17 protein-coding genes are annotated in these 19,090 nt (G+C 62.6%); 7 read left to right on the forward strand and 10 right to left on the reverse strand.

The window, feature by feature from the left end; genetic code table 11:
- Nucleotides 1-64 precede the first annotated feature (64 nt).
- A complete protein-coding gene (locus Q1A52_RS19035) occupies nucleotides 65-706 on the reverse strand; it encodes a DsbA family oxidoreductase (RefSeq protein ID WP_300019041.1) in 642 nt (213 codons plus the stop codon).
- On the reverse strand, nucleotides 699-2,216 hold the full coding sequence (locus Q1A52_RS19040; RefSeq protein ID WP_300019043.1) for a class I adenylate-forming enzyme family protein: 1,518 nt from the start codon (nucleotides 2,214-2,216) through the stop codon (nucleotides 699-701). The genes Q1A52_RS19035 and Q1A52_RS19040 overlap by 8 nt, the downstream gene beginning before the upstream one ends.
- Before the next feature lie 64 nt (nucleotides 2,217-2,280).
- Between Q1A52_RS19040 and Q1A52_RS19045 the strand changes: the two genes are divergently transcribed.
- Nucleotides 2,281-2,904, forward strand: a complete 624-nt coding sequence (locus Q1A52_RS19045) for a helix-turn-helix domain-containing protein (RefSeq protein ID WP_300019045.1) — start codon at nucleotides 2,281-2,283, stop codon at nucleotides 2,902-2,904.
- A gap of 2 nt (nucleotides 2,905-2,906) precedes the next feature.
- Here the strand turns inward: Q1A52_RS19045 and Q1A52_RS19050 are convergent, their stop codons facing one another.
- Nucleotides 2,907-4,622: an extracellular solute-binding protein gene (locus Q1A52_RS19050; protein WP_300019528.1), complete on the reverse strand. Its 1,716-nt coding sequence runs from the start codon at nucleotides 4,620-4,622 to the stop codon at nucleotides 2,907-2,909.
- A gap of 442 nt (nucleotides 4,623-5,064) precedes the next feature.
- On the opposite strand from Q1A52_RS19050, the gene Q1A52_RS19055 reads away from it, so the two are divergent.
- Both Q1A52_RS19055 and Q1A52_RS19060 read left to right on the forward strand, forming a co-directional pair.
- On the forward strand, nucleotides 5,065-5,850 hold the full coding sequence (locus Q1A52_RS19055; RefSeq protein WP_300019047.1) for a 3-hydroxybutyrate dehydrogenase: 786 nt from the start codon (nucleotides 5,065-5,067) through the stop codon (nucleotides 5,848-5,850).
- A 61-nt stretch (nucleotides 5,851-5,911) separates the two neighbouring features.
- Nucleotides 5,912-6,949, forward strand: a complete 1,038-nt coding sequence (locus tag Q1A52_RS19060; protein WP_300019049.1) for a patatin-like phospholipase family protein — start codon at nucleotides 5,912-5,914, stop codon at nucleotides 6,947-6,949.
- Nucleotide 6,950: 1 nt separating this feature from the next.
- On the opposite strand, the gene Q1A52_RS19065 is transcribed toward Q1A52_RS19060, so the two are convergent.
- The 4 genes from Q1A52_RS19065 to Q1A52_RS19080 all read right to left on the reverse strand — a co-directional run bounded on the left by Q1A52_RS19065 (nucleotide 6,951) and on the right by Q1A52_RS19080 (nucleotide 10,436).
- Nucleotides 6,951-7,670 (reverse strand): DUF502 domain-containing protein, encoded by a 720-nt coding sequence (locus Q1A52_RS19065; protein WP_300019051.1) that lies wholly within the window; start codon nucleotides 7,668-7,670, stop codon nucleotides 6,951-6,953.
- A 76-nt stretch (nucleotides 7,671-7,746) separates the two neighbouring features.
- On the reverse strand, nucleotides 7,747-8,679 hold the full coding sequence (locus Q1A52_RS19070; RefSeq protein WP_300019053.1) for a pseudouridine-5'-phosphate glycosidase: 933 nt from the start codon (nucleotides 8,677-8,679) through the stop codon (nucleotides 7,747-7,749).
- Nucleotides 8,676-9,569 carry a PfkB family carbohydrate kinase gene (locus tag Q1A52_RS19075; protein WP_300019055.1) on the reverse strand — a complete coding sequence of 298 codons (894 nt, stop codon included), beginning with the start codon at nucleotides 9,567-9,569 and terminating at the stop codon, nucleotides 8,676-8,678. Before Q1A52_RS19075 ends, Q1A52_RS19070 begins: the two co-directional genes overlap by 4 nt.
- A gap of 42 nt (nucleotides 9,570-9,611) precedes the next feature.
- Nucleotides 9,612-10,436, reverse strand: coding sequence for a DUF4198 domain-containing protein (locus Q1A52_RS19080; protein WP_300019057.1), 825 nt, complete (start codon nucleotides 10,434-10,436; stop codon nucleotides 9,612-9,614).
- On the opposite strand from Q1A52_RS19080, the gene Q1A52_RS19085 reads away from it, so the two are divergent.
- Nucleotides 10,423-11,568 (forward strand): HupE/UreJ family protein, encoded by a 1,146-nt coding sequence (locus tag Q1A52_RS19085; RefSeq protein WP_300019059.1) that lies wholly within the window; start codon nucleotides 10,423-10,425, stop codon nucleotides 11,566-11,568. The genes Q1A52_RS19080 and Q1A52_RS19085 overlap by 14 nt on opposite strands.
- Before the next feature lie 4 nt (nucleotides 11,569-11,572).
- Here Q1A52_RS19085 and Q1A52_RS19090 read toward each other — a convergent pair whose 3' ends face one another.
- Entirely contained in the window at nucleotides 11,573-12,193 is a 621-nt protein-coding gene (locus Q1A52_RS19090) for a thiamine phosphate synthase (RefSeq protein WP_300019061.1), read from the reverse strand.
- Between the two features lie 142 nt (nucleotides 12,194-12,335).
- Here Q1A52_RS19090 and Q1A52_RS19095 point away from each other — a divergent pair, with 142 nt between their 5' ends.
- The 3 genes from Q1A52_RS19095 (at nucleotide 12,336) to Q1A52_RS19105 (ending at nucleotide 15,784) form a co-directional block, all read left to right on the forward strand.
- Nucleotides 12,336-13,091 carry an RNA methyltransferase gene (locus tag Q1A52_RS19095; RefSeq protein ID WP_300019063.1) on the forward strand — a complete coding sequence of 252 codons (756 nt, stop codon included), beginning with the start codon at nucleotides 12,336-12,338 and terminating at the stop codon, nucleotides 13,089-13,091.
- 66 nt (nucleotides 13,092-13,157) lie between these two features.
- The gene (gene ctaA, locus Q1A52_RS19100; RefSeq protein WP_300019065.1) at nucleotides 13,158-14,312 is read left to right on the forward strand and encodes a heme A synthase; all 1,155 of its coding nucleotides are present in this window, start codon (nucleotides 13,158-13,160) and stop codon (nucleotides 14,310-14,312) included.
- The gene (locus Q1A52_RS19105) at nucleotides 14,309-15,784 is read left to right on the forward strand and encodes a carboxypeptidase M32 (protein WP_300019067.1); all 1,476 of its coding nucleotides are present in this window, start codon (nucleotides 14,309-14,311) and stop codon (nucleotides 15,782-15,784) included. The genes ctaA and Q1A52_RS19105 overlap by 4 nt, the downstream gene beginning before the upstream one ends.
- 3 nt (nucleotides 15,785-15,787) lie before the next feature.
- Here Q1A52_RS19105 and Q1A52_RS19110 read toward each other — a convergent pair whose 3' ends face one another.
- Nucleotides 15,788-16,138: a DUF6614 family protein gene (locus Q1A52_RS19110; RefSeq protein ID WP_299783361.1), complete on the reverse strand. Its 351-nt coding sequence runs from the start codon at nucleotides 16,136-16,138 to the stop codon at nucleotides 15,788-15,790.
- 57 nt (nucleotides 16,139-16,195) lie between these two features.
- On the reverse strand, nucleotides 16,196-18,910 hold the full coding sequence (gene gyrA, locus Q1A52_RS19115; protein ID WP_300019530.1) for a DNA gyrase subunit A: 2,715 nt from the start codon (nucleotides 18,908-18,910) through the stop codon (nucleotides 16,196-16,198).
- Nucleotides 18,911-19,090 lie beyond the last annotated feature (180 nt).

The following is a 19,090-nucleotide window of genomic DNA, read 5'->3' on the forward strand; positions in this document are numbered from 1 at the left end:
TAACCCACAGTTGTAGGGCAGACAACGTCACATTTTCACACAGTCGCGTCTGCGCCCGCGCAAGTCAGGCGGCGGCGGTCAACTCACCGATGACCTTTGTCCAAAGCTCGGGCGGCTGTGCGCCCGGCACCGCGTGTTTGCCCGCAATGATGAACGTTGGCACGGAATTCAAGCCCATGGAGCGGCTGTGCGCATCTCGCGCACGGATGTCTTCCTCATCCGCATCCGACAGCAGCAGTTTGCGCACCACGGCGGCATCCATGTCGATGCCATCGGCAATATCGGCCAGCACATCGTGATCGCCAATGTCCCGCGCCTCGACGAAATAAGCGGTGAAGAGGGCGGAAACGGCGGCAGTCTGACGCCCCTCAATGCCCGCCCAGTGGATCAGCCGATGCGCATCCAGTGTGTTGGGCGTGCGTTTCATGCCTTCGAAGTCGATCTTGAGGCCAGCCGCCTCGGCATGCTCGACCACCGGCACATAAGCGCGCACCGCCCCGTCCTTGCCGCCGAACTTGCCTTCGAGATAGGCGCGCCTGTCCATACCCTCGCGGGGCATGTCGGGGTTGAGCTGGAACGGGTGCCATTCGATCTTGAACGGGTGGTCGGGATGATCGGCCAGCGCCTTGTCGAGATGGGTTTTACCGATATAGCACCAGGGGCAGATCGGATCGGACATGATGTCGAGCTTGATGGGGTCAGTCATTGCGGGCCTCAAATCCGGCACGCAGGGCCCGCCGGAGAATTTTGCCATTGGCGCCCATGGGCAGCTCTGGCACGTGAATGAATAGGCGCGGTTGCTTGTAGCGCGCCAGCGTCGCCTTCACATATGTCTCAAAGGTGGTTTCGTCCAGTGCGGCGGGTGCCGTGTAAAAGGCCGCGATCACACGCGCATCCGCCTTGACCTCCACATCGGTGACCGCCACGCCGGTGATCCCGGGCAGGGTGGCCAGCGCCGTTTCTACCTCGATGGGTGACACGCGGTAGCCGCCCGCGTTCATCATATCGTCGTTGCGGCCCAGATAGGTGATCTGACCATCTTGAGACATCACCGCCTGATCCCCGGTCAGGAACCACTCCCCTTGCAGGCGCGCGGCGGTCTCGGCCTCGGCGCCGAGATATCCCAGCATCAGGCCGGGATCGTCGCGGTGCACGGCAATGGTGCCTTCCTCTCCCACCGGCACGGGACCGTCCGGACCCAGAAGCGCCACGCGACGTCCCGGCTGTGGTCGCCCAAGCGCACCGGCAGCGGCAGGGCTGTCAGGCGCGCCAGAAATGAAGGTGGAGCATTCCGACATGCCGTAGGCTTCGAACACCTCCGTCCCGCTGGCCGCGCGCCAGCTCTCCGCCAAGCGGGTCGCAAGCTTTTCTCCCGCGCTGAGACCGTGGCGCAAGGCAGGGCAGCGCATGGCATCTCCCGATTTCAGCATCTGTCGGTAGACCCCCGGGGCGGCGGCAAAAATCGTGACCTCGTGGTCCGCCAGAAGCCCTGGCAACGCAGATGCAGCAGTGCCTGCCGCCGGAATGAGCGCCGTCGCGCCGACCGTCCAGGGATCCATCAACCCGGTGCCCAACGTGTAGGTCCAGTTGAAGGCCCCGGCGTGCAGGACGCGGTCCTGTGGGGTCAGCCCGTACCAGCCATCGAACATCATCCGCCGCGCCCAGATCGCGCGGTGGGCATGGGCGACAGCGCGCGGCACGCCCGAGGTGCCGGAGGTGTAGATGATATAGCCCAGCCGGTTGGGATCGCCCAGATCGTAAGGCGCGGGCGGCAAATCGCGAAACCCCCGCAGCCTTTGAAGGTCTATTTTCATGGGGTGATCCGCGCAGAGGACATCCGGGTCCTGCAACACCGCTCTTGGCTGAATGTCTGCAATGATTTGCGCCGTTTCCGGCCGGGTCAGCGCGGCGGAGGTCGGCACCGGCACGAGCCCTGCGGCCAATGCGCCCAGATAGGCCAGCGGGAAATCCACGGTATTGCCGAGCCGCATCAGCACACGGTCGCCCGGGACCAGGCCCAGCCTCAGCAGACCGGTCGTCGTGCCCCGCACCGCACGTTCCAGCGCGTCGTACCGCCACCGTTCAACACCCGTCTCGCCCAGGATCAGCAGCGCGTCTTTGTCGGGCACCCGCTCTGCTGCAGACAATACATAGGCCGCCATGTTGAAAGGCTTGGGGCAGGGCGCGGGCGGCCCTTCATCGAAAACGGAGATCATGAGCGGGTGCTAGCCCGGTGCCGGGCACGTTGCAAGCCTGCGCGCGAGGTCCTATAGATTTTGGATGACCAATGCTGACCCTAAGACACTTATCAAGATTGCCCGCGAAAGCGGCGGCTCCGATCACGGCACGCCCGTCGATCTGGGCCAGCGCGTCCGCGAGCTGCGCAAGGCCCGCGACTGGACGCTGGAACAGGCGGCCAGCCAGGCCGGGCTTGCCCGCTCGACGCTGAGCAAGATCGAAAACGGCCAGATGTCACCGACCTACGACGCGCTGAAAAAGCTGGCCATCGGGCTGGAAATCTCGGTGCCGCAGCTTTTTACGCCACCGCGCGCCGGGCAGGTCAATGGCCGGATGGCGGTGACCAAGAGCGGGCAGGGTGCAGCCCAGGCCACGGTCACATATGAGCATGAATTGCTGGCCGATACGCTAACCAAAAAGCAGATGCTGCCCTATCGCGCCCGCGTGCGCGCCCGGACGATGGAAGAATTCGAAGGCTGGGTGCGCCATGATGGCGAAGAATTCCTCTATGTGCTGACCGGGGTGATCCGGCTCTATACCGAGTTCTACGAGCCGGTAGAGATGCGGCGCGGCGACAGCGCCTATTACGACGCGACCATGGGCCACAACGTAGTGTCAGTCAGCGAAGAGGATGCCAACATCCTCTGGGTCACCTCACTGACCTAGGCTCAGGACGGGTCGTACCACCAGACCAGCGGCATGTACTCCGGCCCGTCGCCGTAAATCGGCAGGGTTTCGGGGAACTTCATCTCCTTGATATGCGCGATCTGGCCCTTGGTGAACTGCCAGAACGGGATCACATAGCGCCCCGCGGTCAGCGCCCGGTCCAACGCGCGTACGGCGGCGGTGAACTCCTCTTCGCTGCGCGCCGACAGCATCACGTCGATCATCCCGTCCACCGCCGGAGAGGCCACACCCATGAGGTTGCGCGAGCCCGGTTGTGTCGCGGCCTTCGAGCCCCAGTAAAACCGCTGCTCATTGCCCGGGGACAGGGACACGGCCCGCCGGAAGGTGGTCATCTCGAAATCAAAGGCGCTCTCCCGCTCGGTGAACTGCGCGCTGTCCGTGGTTTCGATCTTGACGTACAGCCCAAGCCGTTTCAGCGCCGTCAGATAAAGATCGGCAATCGCCATGTGCTCGCTATTGTTCTGTTCGACGAGAATAGTGAACTGCAGCGGCGCGCCCTGCGCATTACGCATCACGCCATCCTGTGGCGTCCATCCTGCCTCCTCCAGCAGTTTCATCGCTGTGCGGATACCCCGACGGTTGCGGGCGGAGCCATCGCTGACGGGCAAGGCATAGCCCTCCAGCGTGCCGGGCAGCAGCGCATCCCGATAGGGGGCGAGCAGGGTCGTCACGGCGGCATCCGCAAGCCCCGGCGCCATTGCCAGTTCGGAGTTGGAGAAATAGGAGGTGATGCGCGGCTGAACGCCCCCGGTGAGCGTGTCATTGATGTATTCGAAGTTGAATGCCTGGATCATCGCCTCGCGCACCCGCCAGTCGTCAAAGGGCGGTTTGCGCGTGTTCATGACAAAACCGGTCATGCCGGAGGGCTTCTGATGCGGGATTTCGGACTTGACCATTTTGCCCTGCCGGACAGCGGGGAAATTATACTGCGTCTGCCATTTCTCGGCATTGAACTCCCGCAGGGCGGAGATTTCACCTGCCTTGAGCGCTTCAAAGAGAACGGACGTGTCTCCGTAGAAATCGATGCGGATGTCGTCGAAATTGAAGGTGCCGCGGCGAAACGGCAGGTCGGCCCCCCAATACTCCGGATTGCGGGTCAGCTGCACAAAGCGTCCGGCCTCGTAATCCGTGACGCTATAAGGGCCGGAACCAAGCGGCACTTCGCTGAGCGGTGCATTGGCGAAGTCGCGTCCTTCCCACTGCGCGCGGCTGAGGATCGGGCGCAGCCCAGCAAGCAGGGCAAGTTCCCGATTGTCAGTGTTGAAATAGATCCGGAGGGAGCGCGGCCCGGTCCGGGTGATGTTGTCGATCTGGCCCGCCAGCCCAAGGTAGCGGGGGTGGCCTTCGCTGCCCAGGATCTCATAGCTGAAGATCACATCGTCGACGGTCACCGGCGTGCCATCGGAAAATTCTGCCTCTTCGCGCAGGGTGAAAGCAACCCAGGAGCGGTCCTCCGGCACCTCGATTGATTCGGCCAGAAGACCGTAAAGCGTGAAGGGTTCGTCCCAGGATCTGCCCATCAGGCTCTCATGGGTGAAAAATCTGAGCTGCCAGGGCACGGTGCCTTTGCGCACAAACGGGTTGAGACTGTCAAAACCGCCAGAGTTGCCCAGCGTGATACTGCCCCCTTTCGGCGCATCTGCGCGCACGTAGGGCAGGGACACAAAATCAGGTGGCAATGCAGGGGCCCCATACATAGATATCCCATGAGAGGGTTGCGCTGTGAGCGATCCGGCCCAGAGAATCGCCGCAAAAGCCGCCAGAAACCGAGAAACCGGGCGGAAAAAAACAATACTCATTTTGGAGACAATCCCCTGCTGCCCTTGTTTTGTTGGACCTGAGCCTACCGAGGTATTTCCGTCTTATCAAACTTTTAGCTTGGCCTACGGCGTCAGATTGCTTATAAACAAACCACTGCTCGATAGGTTTCTTGCCTGTATGAAACCTGCCTCAATAACTTAACGCCTGCCTTGTGCAGGCGTTTTTTTTTGCCCCCTCCTGTTCCGGAAATGATCTGCACTGGGTTGTGCGCTTCCGCGCCGCTCACAACTGCAGGTGTGAAAGACGTTTCCTTTGCACGCGCAGCAAGGCATGATGTGTGCAACGCAGCATTTTTTTTCGCAGGGAAGGGTCCCCACTATGGCATTCGAGATTTCACTGTCTGGCAAAACCGCCGTCATCACCGGGTCGAACTCTGGCATTGGTTTGGGCATCGCGTGGGAATTGGCCAAGGCGGGCGCGGACATCGTGCTCAATTCCTTTACCGACAATGATGAAGATCATGCGCTGGCCCAGGAAATGGCGGAGGCCACGGGTGTCACTGCGCGCTACATTCAGGCGGACATGTCCAAGGGCGACGACTGCCGCCGCCTGGTCGAGGATGCGGGCCAATGTGATATCCTGGTGAACAATGCGGGTATTCAGCACGTCGCGGCGATCCCCGACTTCCCGGTGGAGAAATGGGACGCGATCATCGCGATCAACATGTCCTCAGCCTTTCACACCACGGCCATTGCCCTGCCGATGATGCGCAAGGCCGGGTGGGGGCGGGTGATCAACATCGCCTCGGCCCACGGGTTGACGGCCTCGCCTTACAAATCCGCCTATATCGCGGCGAAACACGGGGTTGTCGGCCTGACCAAGACCACCGCGCTGGAGACCGCCAAGGAACCGATCACCGCCAATGCCATCTGCCCCGGCTACGTGCTGACACCTATCGTGGAGAAACAGATCCCCGATACGATGAAGGAATATGACATGAGCCGCGAAGAAGTGATCGAGAATGTCATGCTGACGCGGCAGCCGTCCAAGGAGTTCGCCACCGTCGAGCAGATGGGGGGCACGGCGACCTTCCTGTGTTCGGATGCCGCCGCGCAGATCACCGGCACGACGATCAGCGTCGATGGTGGTTGGACGGCGCTTTAAAAGATTTCTTGCCTCCGGCGGGGATATTTTCAGCCAGAAGAAACAAAGAAGGACGCGGGCGATGGCGGTAAAGCGGATCAATCTGGCGTTGCAGGGCGGGGGCGCGCATGGCGCCTTTACCTGGGGGGTTCTCGACCGTCTTTTGTGTGAAGAGGATATCGAGATATCCGCGATTTCCGGCACCTCGGCGGGGGCGCTCAATGGCGCGGCGCTCAAGGCGGGTATGATCGAGGGCGGGCGTCAGGGCGCGCGGGATCGGCTGGACTGGCTTTGGAAAGAGGTCGGTGCGCGACCGGATTTGCATCTGCCGGCCTGGATGGTGCCGTTTTCGCTGGGCGATTTCAGCCAAGCGCTGGAGTATTCCTGGCCGGTGATGGCCGCCGATGCCTGGTCGCGGGCGGTCTCGCCCTATGCCTACGGTCCGCTTTACCGCAATCCGCTGCGCGGGATTGTCGAGAAATTCGATCTGGACGCGGTGCATGAAGAAGGCGGTAAGGGGCCGTGCCTCTTTATCTGCGCCACCCGCGTGCGCAATGGCAAGGTGCGGGTCTTCAAGGACAGTGAGATCAGCACCGATGCCATTCTTGCCTCTGCCTGTCTGCCGACGGTATTTCAGGCGGTAGACGTTGAAGACGCCGAAACCGGGCTGATCGAAGCATTCTGGGACGGCGGGTATACCGGCAATCCGGCGCTATTCCCGCTGTTCAACCCGTCGCTGCCGGATGACATCCTGATCATCAACATCAACCCGCTGGAGCGCACGGAACTGCCGCGCTCGGCCCAGGCGATCCAGAATCGGATCAACGAGATCAGTTTCAACTCGTCGCTGCTGCGCGAGTTGCGGGCCATCGAGTTCGTGCAACGGCTGCTGGAACGCGGCGAGTTGTCGACCGAGCAGAAAAGCCGTGTACTGATCCATATGGTGGCGGATGACGCGCTGATGAACGAGCTGTCTGTGGCGACCAAGCTGGTGCCGACGCCCTTTACGCTGTCACGGCTCAAGACCGCCGGGCAACAGGCGGCGGAAACCTTCATCACCCATCATAAAAACGATCTGAACAAGCGCAGCTCGGTCGATCTGGTAGATATGTTTCAGTAGGTCAGGCGCTGACTTCAGGCACCGGATTTGTTGGATCCTTGCCGTTGGGGTAGACCAGCCCGGCGGAGATCACCAGTTTCGCGGCATCTTCCACGGTCATGTCCAACTCAATGACGTCGGTCTCCGGAAAGAACAGCAGAAAGCCCGACGTCGGGTTGGGCGTGGTGGGTACGAAGATGCTAAGCATCGGCGCGCCATCATTACCGCGCATGGCCACCTCGCCCTTGGTGGTGGTCGAGATGAAGCCGATCGCCCAGATGCCCCTGCGCGGGTATTCGATCAGGCAGGCCTTTTCAAAGGACCGCTCAGATTGCGCAAACACGGTTTCGGAAATCTGCTTGATGCCGGAATAGATCGTGCGCACAACCGGCGTGCGCTCCACCAGGTTTTCACCGTAGCGGATGAGGGAGCGCCCGATGAGGCCTTTGGCCATCCACCCCACGACGATGGTGAAAATCAGGAAAATCACGACGCCGATGCCGCGGATGTTGATCTGGATTTCCGGGTCGAGCCCTAGCCAGTCCTGCAGCAATCGGTCAGGCTGGTAGTTGCCGGGCACCAGCGGCAGGACGAAGCCGTCGATCCACCCCACAACCGACCAGATCAGCCAGATCGTCAGGCCCACCGGAGCGATCACGACAAGCCCTGTCAGAAACGATGCGCGCAGTCGGCTCAGGAGGCTGCCGCGCGCGGGGGGCTCTGGATCAAACGGAGTATTCATAACGCTTCTCTAACTGACGTCCCTCGTAGGTAGGGGCAATACCCGGGCTGCACAATGAAATTGCAACAGCCGCGCATCAACTTCCCGTATCCCGCGAAAGCGTGGCCAATTCCGATGCAATCTCGGCAGCCAACCGGGCGTTGTTGCGCACCAGCGCGATGTTTGCGGTCAGGGATCGACCTTCCGTAAGCTCGAAAATCCGCTGCAGCAGGTAAGGGGTCACTGCTTTGCCGCGGATGCCATGGGCATCCGCATCCGCCTGCGCCTGTGCGATGATCGGCGCAAGGGTGGCCGCCGCGATCTCATCATCTGCCGGGATCGGGTTCGCCACCAGCTGGCCACCCGGCAAGCCGAGAAGGCCGCGCATGTGCTGGGCGCGCGCAATCTCAGCGGCACTGTCCATGCGCAGCGGGGCCTTGAGGGGCGACGAGGCGCTCCAGAAGGCCGGGAAACTGTCCTGTCCCACGACGATCACCGGCACACCCTGGGTCTCCAGCACTTCCAGTGTCTTGTCCACGTCCAGAATGGCCTTGGCCCCGGCGGCCACCACGGTCACGGGGGTCTGGGCCAGTTCCATCAGGTCGGCGGAGATGTCGAAGTTATCCTCCGCACCGCGGTGCACGCCGCCAATGCCCCCGGTGCCAAAGACCTTGATCCCTGCAAGATGCGCGGCGATCATCGTCGCCGCCACGGTGGTTGCGCCGGTACCGCCGCTGGCCATGCAGGCGGCCAGATCGGCGCGTGACAGTTTGGCGACTCCCTTGGCCTGCGCGAGCGTTTCCAGCTGGCTGACATCGAGGCCGATGTGCAGCGTGCCGTCGATCACCGCGATGGTGGCCGGGGTAGCACCGGCGGCGCGGACATCGTCCTCCACCTGCCGCGCGACCTCGAGGTTTTGCGGATAGGGCATGCCGTGCGTGATGATCGTGCTCTCCAGCGCGACCACGGGCTTGCCGGTGGCAAGGGCGGCGGAGACTTCGGCGGAATGGAGCAGGGGCAGGGGGGTCATAGGGCAGTTTCTCCGGAAACATAGGTGGCGGCGGCGTGCAGGGCACGGCGCAGGGCGTCTTCGGCTGTCGCGTCGTCGGCATCAGCCGCAATATGGGCAGCCATGAAGGTATCGCCGGCACCGGTGACGCGGGTCACCAGCACCTGCGGGGGTGTCTGGGTCAGCAACCCGTCCGGCCGTCCTTCGGTCGCATCGGACCCGCCGTCGGTGACCAACACGCGTGCCGCACCCCGTGTCAGCAAACCTTCTGCGGCGCTGCGGGAATCGCTGAACTTGCGCTGGCAGAGCAGGCCGGCCTCTTCGAGGTTCACATAGAGCGTACCGCGCCCGCCCTGCACGAAAGGCGCCAGCCGTTCCGCCTTGCCGGGCGAGGCCGGGGCCACGCGCAAATCCGCCTTGGCCAGCACCGGGCTGCGGGCGATATCGCTCAGCAGATCCAGTTTCAGATTGCCGTCGAGGGCCACAAGACCCTCAAAGGGCGCCTCGGATGTGGCCAGCCGCCCGTCGGTCAGCGCGGCAAGTATCTTGGAGCCTGCCGCCTCCAGCGAATGCGCATCGGCAATGGCGGCGATCAGCCCGTTGGCGCCCTCAACTGCCATGTAGATATCGGTCGGCAAGTCGTCGGAGCGATAGATGGTCTCGGTGATCATGCCGCGCGCGGCACAGGCCGCCACCAGCTCATCGCCCTCCGCATCGCGGCCAATGGCGGTCAACAGCGCCGGGGTCAGGCCAAAGCGCACAAGCGTCATGGCGATGTTCATCGCCACGCCCCCCGGCAGCCGTGTAATACGCCCGGGCACGTCCGATCCCTGCCGCATGGCGCTTGCCGACCGTCCGATCACGTCCCAGAGGACGGAGCCAATGCACAGGATATCGGGTGTTGCAGTCATAAAGGTCTTCTGACCGGGAATGTGGCGAGGTTCAAGGGTGCCTCACTCCGGCACGGCAAAAGTCAACGCCGCCCAGAGCGTTTCCCACACCGGCGCCGTCTCCGAGGTGCCCGCGTCCGGGCTGGGGCGGAGCACGACCGCATCCAGCAGGTAGCTGTGCCCCGATGTCACCGGCAGGCTTGCCTCACCGGCTGCATTGGTCCGGGTCAGGGTCACAGTCACCGCGCCATCCGGGGCACGGTCAAAGACTTCCACCTGCGCATCTGCACGGGGCACGTCCTGATAGAGCACCTGCACCCGCATCTGCCCGTCGAACCCGGGCGCATAGGGGTTTGTCAGGGCCACGAATTCGGTTTCCATCCCGAACGCCCGGTCTTGTCCTGTCCCGCTGCCCACGGCGATCAGCGCCTTGGCGTGGCGTGTATAGCCTTCGCGGAACCCCTCCTGCGGCCATCCGGCGGCCAGATGATCACTGGCGGCGGTGGTGAAATCCTTGTGATGGGCGAATTTCAGGAACTTCTCCCATATCTTGTAGGTCAGCCGCGAGGGCACGGTTTCGTGCAGGACCACCAGCAGCCCGTCCTGATCGGGGGCCGTGCCCTGCAGCGCGGGCGTATCGCCCATCCGGCCAGCCACCGCCGTGACCTTTTCGCCCATTGCCATTTCGAAGCGGGTGAAGCGATTGTCGAACCACGCCAGCGACGTGCCTTTGAAATTCTCGCCATTGCGCAGGCTCGCCACTACCGGCGCACCCGGGTCGATCAGATATTTTTTTGGCTCAATCCAAAACTCATGGCCAACGGCAGACGTAGAGGTTAGCAGTAACGCAACGAAAAAAAATCGTGAGACACCCATGAGATCATCCATTCAACTTACCCTGCTCAAGCTGTTTCTTTTGGCGCTTTTGTCAACCGTGAGCCTGTGGTCCGCCCCCTCGCGCGGCACGGCACATGAGCTTGTCCCGACAATTGCCGATCTGTCGGTTGAGGAGGGGGAGCGGGTGGTTCTGGATCTGCGCATCAACCTGGAGGCATTTCTTTCCGGCGTTGATCTCGATGCGGTGGAAAACACCAATGACGACGACGCGGGCGATGTCTACACGAACCTGCGGGCCCTGACGCCGGAGGCGCTGGCGGAACAGGTGCCCCAGCTGATCGCGCTCTGGAACGCCGCCCCGCTGGCGGAGGCCGGCGCGGCACTGGAGTTCAGCCAGACCGGCCTGGATGTGCCGGACGGGATCGATATCGAACTGCCCCGCATTTCCCTGCTGACGCTGACCGCACCATTGCCGGACGGGGCGGCAGACGTGAGGGTGAACTGGCCTGCGGGTTCCGGGGCGCTGGTCCTGCGCCAGCAGGGCGTCGAGGAACCCTATACCGGGTACCTTACGGGCGGCGAGAGCAGCCCGCCGATTGCCATAGCGGGGGGCGGGGCGGAAACGTCGATGCAGGCCTTTCTGAGCTATATCCCGGTGGGTTTCGATCACATTCTGCCAAAGGGCCTTGATCACATCCTCTTTGTTCTGGGGCTCTTTTTCCTCAGTACCCGGTTGAGCCCCCTGATCTGGCAGGTCAGCGCCTTCACGCTGGCGCATACGGTGACGCTGGCGCTCGGCGCGCTCGGCTGGGTGAACATCCCCGGCGAGATCGTGGAACCGCTGATTGCCGCCTCCATCGCCTATGTGGCCATCGAAAATGTCTTTACCTCCGGCCTGAACCCCTGGCGCCCGGCAGTGATCTTTGCCTTCGGGCTGTTGCACGGCCTTGGGTTCGCCTCGGTGCTGGGGGACTTCGGCCTGCCGCCGGGGCAGTTCCTGCCTGCCCTGATCGGCTTCAACATCGGCGTGGAAATCGGGCAGCTGACGGTGATCGCCATTGCCTTCTTGCTGGTCGGCTGGTTCGCCAAAAAGACGTGGTACCGGGCGCGGATTGCTGTGCCTGCCTCCTGCGTGATCGCGGCGGTTGGTGCCTATTGGTTCGTGGAGCGCGTCTTCCTCTGACCCGCTAGGCCATGGCGGAGGCAAGCGCGCCAAGCGCCTTGACCGGGTCATCGCTGGCCCAAATTTCTTCGCCGAGGCCAAAGAAATCGGTATAGGGCGCAAGCTGTGCGATCATCGCCGCATCCAGCGCGCCCTCGGCCACGATGGGCACCTCGATCACCTCTGACCACCACTGAAAGAGATCCAGTTCGGCAAAGCTGCCGTCCCCCAGGGCAGAGGCCTGTACCGGGCCGAAGCTGACGTAGTCCGCACCGGCCTCGCCCGCGCTCATCCCGTCGTGGCGTGAGGTTCCGCAGAAGGTGCCGACAATTGCATCCTCGCCCAGAGCCTTGCGCGTATCGCGCACGGAGCGGGCCGCATCCGTCAGATGCACGCCATCCAGCCCCAACCGGTCCGACAGCAGCGTGTGATCGGTCAGCACCAGAGCAATGTCGCGGGCATGGGTGACCTCGCGCAGCGCATCCGCCGTGCGGGCAAGACGGTCCTCATCGCGGGTGGCCAGATCGAGCCGCACGCAGGCCACGGGATGGGCATCCAGAACCGAGGCAAGAAGGTCGGGAAATCTGCTCAGCTCAACCTCTGGCGGGGTTATCAGGTAGAGCTGCGGTTGCTCGGGCGTGTCCATGGGCCGTCCTTTGGAAGTCTTTTTCCGAGCAGTAGCGCAAGTGACGGTGAATGAAAACTTTTATGCCATCATAAGGGCCATTTCGACGCCGCGAAAAACGCCCGCGCTTGCGGCAGGGCGCATCGCCCCGTATGAGGCCGGTATGAGCCTACCTGTCGAACACCCCAGCATCCCCGCCTTTGTCCTCGTGCGCCCGCAGATGGGCGAAAATATCGGGGCGGCCGCACGGGCGATGTGGAATTTCGGGCTGGACCGCATGCGCATCGTGGCCCCGCGCGACGGCTGGCCCAACCAGAGCGCGGTGGCTATGGCCAGCGGCGCGGGGCGGCTGCTGGACGAGGCGATCCTCACCGACGATCTGCCCGGAGCCATCGGCGACAGCACCTTTGTTTTTGCCACCACCGCGCGGTCCCGGGATCTGACCAAACCGATCTACAGCCCCGAAGCCGCCATGCGCCTTGCCGCCGAGAAAATCGCGCAAGGACAACGGGTTTCGGTACTCTTTGGGCCGGAGCGTGCCGGGCTGGAGAACGACGACATTGCCCGCGCCAATGCAATCATCTCTGTACCGGTGAACCCGGCCTTTGCCTCGCTTAACCTCGCGCAATGTGTGCTGCTAGTGGGCTATGAATGGATGCGCGCCGTGGGGGACGTGACGGCCAAAACCACCGAGATGGCGGGCACCGATTGGGCCGAGGCGATCGAGATCGAGCATCTGGCAAACCACTATCAGGACCGCATGGAAGAGGCCGGTTTCTTCTTCCCGGAACACAAGGCACAGTCCATGCGCACCAACCTGCGCAACATGTGGAGCCGGATGCCGCTGACCCGGGCGGATGTGCAGATGATGCACGGCATGCTGCGCCAGCTGGTCCGCTGGAAGATGCGCGGTGATTAGACGCGCTGGACGCGCCTGCACACAGGAATTAGGTATGCAGCGCAAGAGTAAAACAAGGACGTGCAGATGAGCAGCAAACGCAAGCTCTTCGAAGAGGTTCAGAGTTCCGAGGATGCCCGGCCGGTGGCGCAACCCGGGCTGATCGATCAGGGGCAGGGGGGCGCCCGCGGGGCCATCCGCATCTGGCTGATGATCCTCTTTGCCCTCGTCTTTCTGATGATCGCGGTGGGCGGGCTGACGCGTCTGACCGACAGCGGGCTCAGCATCACTGAATGGCGTCCGATCGCCGGGGCGCTGCCGCCGATGAGCGCCGCCGACTGGCAATCCGAGTTCGAGAAATATCAGGCCATTGACGAGTTCCGTATCCAGAACCAATGGATGGAACTTGACGATTTTAAGGTCATCTACTGGTGGGAATGGGGGCATCGCCAGCTTGGCCGGGTGATCGGCCTCGTCTGGGCACTTGGCTTTGGTTGGTTTGCTATTCGTCGCCAGATCCCCGCCGGTTGGACCCCGAAACTGCTGCTGCTGGGGGCGCTTGGTGGCGCGCAGGGGGCGATTGGCTGGTGGATGGTTGCCTCTGGCGTGACGCAGGGGGAAAGCACGACGGATGTGGCCAGCTACCGCCTGGCGACGCATCTGGGGCTGGCCTTTGTGATCCTTGGGTTCATCACCTGGTATGTGCTGCATCTGGGTCGGTCCGCACGCGATCTGATGCAGGCACGCCGCGCCAAGGAAGGCAAGCAATGGGGGCTGGCCACCGGCCTGTTGCATTTCACCTTCCTGCAGATCCTGATCGGTGCGCTGGTGGCGGGCATCGACGCCGGGCGCAGCTATACCGACTGGCCGCTTATGGGCGGGCAGGTCTTTCCCGCCACGGCCTTCACACTGGAGCCGATGTGGCGGAATTTCTTTGAAAGCCCAGGGCTGGTGCAGTTCATCCACCGCATCACCGGCTACCTGCTAGCCGCCTTTGCCGTCGTCGTCTGGTTGCGCGGGCGAAAATCATCACATGCGGCGACGCGCTTTGCCTTCAACGCGGTGATCGCCGCAGTTGCCGTGCAGATCGCCATCGGCATTGCCACGGTGCTCTATGGTGCGCCCGTGCATATCGCCCTTGTTCACCAATTGGTTGCCGTGGTCCTTTGGGTGCTGATCCTGCGGGCGCGGTTCCTGAGTGGCTATCCCATCGCAACGTCCCTGAGAGGAAATGCCAAATGACCGCCTATGACGCCCTGATGACCTACACGCGTGAAACGCAGGCGCTGGCGCAGATCGCCGGGCGGTTGGATTGGGATCAGGAAACCATGATGCCGCGCGGGGCGGCCCCGCAGCGCGGCGAGGAATGTGCCGCCATTGCAGGCGTGCTGCATGCGCGCCGGGTAAACCCGCAGGTGGCCGAGTGGCTGGCGGCGCTGGAGGGTGAAGATCTGGACGCCCGCGCCTCGGCCCAGTTGCGCCACATCCGCCGCAGCTATGATCGGGCCAGCAAAGTGCCCGCCGCGCTGGCCGCCAAAATCGCGCGACTAACCTCGGAGGCGCAGGGCATCTGGGCCGAGGCACGGGGGGTGGATGATTTTGCCGCCTTTGCGCCGACCCTGCAGGAGGTCATCGCCCTGCGGCGTGAAGAGGGGCAGGCGCTGGCTGACGGCGGCGATGTCTATGATGCCTTGCTGGCCGATTATGAGCCCGGCACCACAGGCGCCGAGCTGGAGGCGATGTTCGGTGCCCTGCGCCCGGAACTGGCGGCGCTGCGCGCGGCGGTGCTGGACGCGGAGGCCCCGGCAAAGCTCTCGGGCAATTTCGACGAAGCCGCCCAGATGAAGTTGACCCGCAAGCTGGCCAAGACCTTTGGCTATGACATGACCCATGGCCGGGTCGACAAGGCGGTGCACCCTTTCAGTTCCGGCTCCGGCCTTGATGTGCGGATCACCACGCGCACCAGTGCGACCGACCCGTTCAACTGCTTTTATTCGACCATCCACGAGGTGGGCCACGCCGCCTATGAGCAAAACATCCACCGCGACTACCTGCTGACGCCGCTGGGTGAGGGCGTGTCCATGGGCGTGCACGAAAGCCAGAGCCGCATCTATGAAAATCAGATCGGGCGCAGCCGCGCCTTTACCGGCTGGCTCTATGGCGAGATGCGCGATGCCTTTGGCGATTTCGGCATTGCCGATGAGGAAGCGTTTTATAGCACGGTGAACCGCGTCTCGGACGGGTACATCCGGACAGAGGCGGATGAGCTGCAGTACAATCTGCATGTGCTGATGCGGTTCGATCTGGAACGCGCCCTGATGTCCGGCGATCTGCAGGTGGATGATCTGGAAGCCGCGTGGAATGACAGGTTCGCGGCGGATTTCGGCTTTGCCGTCGACAAAGCGTCCAACGGTGTCTTGCAGGACGTGCATTGGTCTGTCGGGCTTTTTGGCTATTTCCCGACCTATTCGCTGGGCAATGTCTACGCCGGATGCCTGCATGAGGCGATGCGTGCGGCCTTGCCAGACCTCGACAGCCAGCTTGCCCAGGGGGATACCTCGGGCGCGACGGCATGGCTGCGCGAGAATGTGCAAACCCATGGCGGACTCTATGAGCCGCGCGACGTGATTGCAAAAGCCCGTGGTGCAGCGCCATCCGAGGCACCGCTGCTGGCCTATCTCAAAGAGAAATTCACCGGCATCTACGGGCTGTAGCCCCTAGAGCAGCGCCATCCGTTCGGCGCGCTCCATATCCGGGTAGGGGCGGTAGAGCGCAAACTCCGCCGTGGCGATCAGGTCGTTCACAGCGCGGTGCATCTGGGCGACGTCATCATCATGCGTACCTGTCAGGCGGAAAGCATCGTCCAGTTGCGACAGCCCATCCACCTCGATCTCCAGCATGAAATCGCGGTAACAATCGGCGGCGAGGTTCAGCTTGCGCCGCATCAGGCGCCAGTCCCCGATGGCGCCAGCCGATTTCAGATGACCCATCCAGTCATCCAACGCCTTGGCAAAGAGCAATGCTTTCGCATCGTCCTTGAGCGTGATCATGCAGCAATATACGTTCATCAGGGCACCTCGCGCACTTGAGTCTGCTCATTTTGCAGGCAAATGCTTGAGGTGACGTTAAGATGTCTCGCCTTCTTCTTCGGCTTCGCCCTGATCGGCAATCCACGCGACGCTGACCACTTCCTCGCCCTTGCCGGTGTCAAAGACCTTCACACCGCCTGCCGAGCGGGACCGGAAGGAAATACCATCGACCGGCACGCGGATCGACTGGCCCTTGGAGGTGGCGAGCATGATCTGATCGTCCATTTCCACCGGGAAGGAGGCGACAAGCGCGCCGCCCCGCATGGCCTTATCCATCGCCTGCACACCCATGCCGCCACGACCCCGCACAGGGTAATCATGGCTGGAACTGAGCTTGCCCGACCCACTGGAGGTCAATGTCAGGATCAGGTTTTCCGCCGCCGACATCTCTGCATAGCGTTCGGGACTGATGGTGGCGTTGGCATCCGTCTCTTCCTCATCCGAGGTCGATCCATCCGCATCATCGGCAAGGCCCGCCATCGCGCGGCGCATTTTCAGATAGGCCGCACGCTCGTCCGAGGTCGCATCGAAATGGCGGATGATCGACATGGACACGACCTTGTCCTGACCGGTCAGCCGGACGCCGCGCACGCCCACGGAACTGCGCGAGTTGAAGACCCGCACATCCGTCGAGGGGAAGCGAATGGCGCGGCCCGAGGCCGTCACCAGCATCACGTCTTCATCCGGCGAAGCGATGCGCGCGTTGATCAGCGTGGTATTGGCGTGTTCGTCCTCGAATTTCATGGCGATCTTGCCGTTGGATTTCACATTGGTGAAATCGCTGAGCGCGTTGCGCCGCACGGTGCCCGCCGAGGTAGCAAAGACGATCTGCAGCTCGGACCAGTCCTTCTCATCCCGGTCAATCGGCAGGATCGCAGCGATGGACACACCCGTCGGGATCGGCAGGATATTCACAATCGCCTTGCCCTTGGACGTCCGCCCGCCCTGCGGCAAGCGCCAGGTCTTGAGCTTATAGGCCATGCCGTCGGTGGTGAAGAACAACAGCTGCGTATGGGTATTGGCCACGAAGAGGGTCGTGACCACATCCTCTTCCTTGGTCTGCATCCCTGCCAGCCCCTTGCCGCCGCGCCGCTGGCTGCGGAAATCGGCCAGGGGCGTGCGCTTGATGTAGCCGCCCGAGGTGACCGTCACGACCATGTCTTCGCGCGCGATCAGATCCTCGTCGTCCATGTCACCGGACCAGTCGACAATCTCTGTGCGGCGCGGCACGGCGAAAAGCTCGCGCACCTCGCGCAGCTCGTCGGCGATGATGCCCATGATCCGGTCGCGCGAGCCCAGAATTTCGAGGTATTCCTTGATCTTACCGGCCAGTTCTTCGAGCTCGTCCGTGACTTCCTTGACACCGATCTGGGTCAGGCGCTGCAACCGCAGCTCAAGGATCGCGCGGGCCTGGGTTTCCGACAAGTTATAGGTGCCGTCGTCGTTGGCCGTATGGGTCGGGTCATCAATCAGCGCGATATAGGGCAGGATGTCCTGCGCCGGCCAGCGCCGGGTCATCAGCTTGGCGCGCGCCTCGGCGGCATCGGCAGAGGCGCGGATTGTGGCCACAACCTCGTCGATGTTGGTAACGGCCACGGCCAGACCACAGAGAATGTGGCTGCGTTCACGTGCCTTGCGCAGCAGATACGCCGTGCGGCGCGCCACGACATCCTCGCGGAAGTCGATGAAATAGGTGAGGAATTTGCGCAGGGTCAGCTGTTCCGGCCGACCGCCGTTCAGCGCCAGCATGTTGCAGCCGAAATAGGTTTGCATCGGCGTGAAGCGGTAGAGCTGGTTCAGGACCACCTCCGCCGTGGCATCCCGCTTTAGCTCAACCACAACCCGCACGCCATTGCGGTCGGATTCGTCCTGCACATGAGCAATGCCCTCGATCTTCTTCTCGCGCACCTGCTCGGCAATCTTTTCGATCATCGTGGATTTGTTGACCTGATAGGGGATTTCGTCCACGACGATGGCCCACCGATCCTTGCGCAGCTCCTCTATACGGGTCTTGGCGCGGATGATCACCGAACCGCGCCCTTCGAGATAGGCTTTGCGCGCGCCAGTCCGCCCGAGCATGATGCCACCGGTGGGGAAATCAGGGCCGGGGATATAGTCGATCAGCTGTTCAGAGGTCAGGTCCGGCTCTTCGATCAGCGCCAATGTGGCACCCACAACCTCGCCCAGATTATGCGGCGGGATATTCGTGGCCATGCCCACGGCAATGCCGCCTGCGCCATTGACCAGCATGTTCGGGAAGCGGGCAGGCAGCACGGTCGGCTCCTGCTGCTTGCCATCGTAGTTATCCTGATAGTCGACGGTATCCTTGTCGATATCCGCCAGCAGATAGGCAGCGGGCTTGTCCATGCGCACTTCTGTATAGCGCATCGCGGCGGGATTATCGCCGTCCATGGAGCCGAAGTTGCCCTGACCATCAAGCAGCGGCAGCGACATTGAGAAATCCTGCGCCATCCGCACCAAAGCGTCGTAGATCGCGCTATCGCCGTGCGGGTGGTACTGACCCATCACATCACCGACCGGTCGGGCGGATTTGCGATAGGCCTTGTCGTGCGTGTTGCCGGTTTCATGCATGGCAAAGAGGATGCGGCGGTGCACCGGCTTCAACCCGTCGCGCAGATCGGGGATTGCGCGGCTGACGATGACCGACATCGCGTAATCGAGGTACGAGGTGCGCATCTCATGCTCAATGCTGACAGAGGGCCCGTCGTACGCAGGGCGTTCCGGCATCATTTCATCATCGTTTTCAGGGGGTTGTGGTGTATCGCTCACGTAGGCTGCCCGTTATTGCCGCAGGGTCTATATATTGTGGATTAACCTTATCAGAGGGGACATATAAGGTGCAATCCCTCACTGCACCTGCGACTGGCAGCCGGTGGCGTAAAGTGATAACACGCTGTTTTCATTGAAAAG

It is taken from the genome of uncultured Roseobacter sp. (genome assembly GCF_947488185.1).
Lineage (GTDB): Bacteria > Pseudomonadota > Alphaproteobacteria > Rhodobacterales > Rhodobacteraceae > Roseobacter.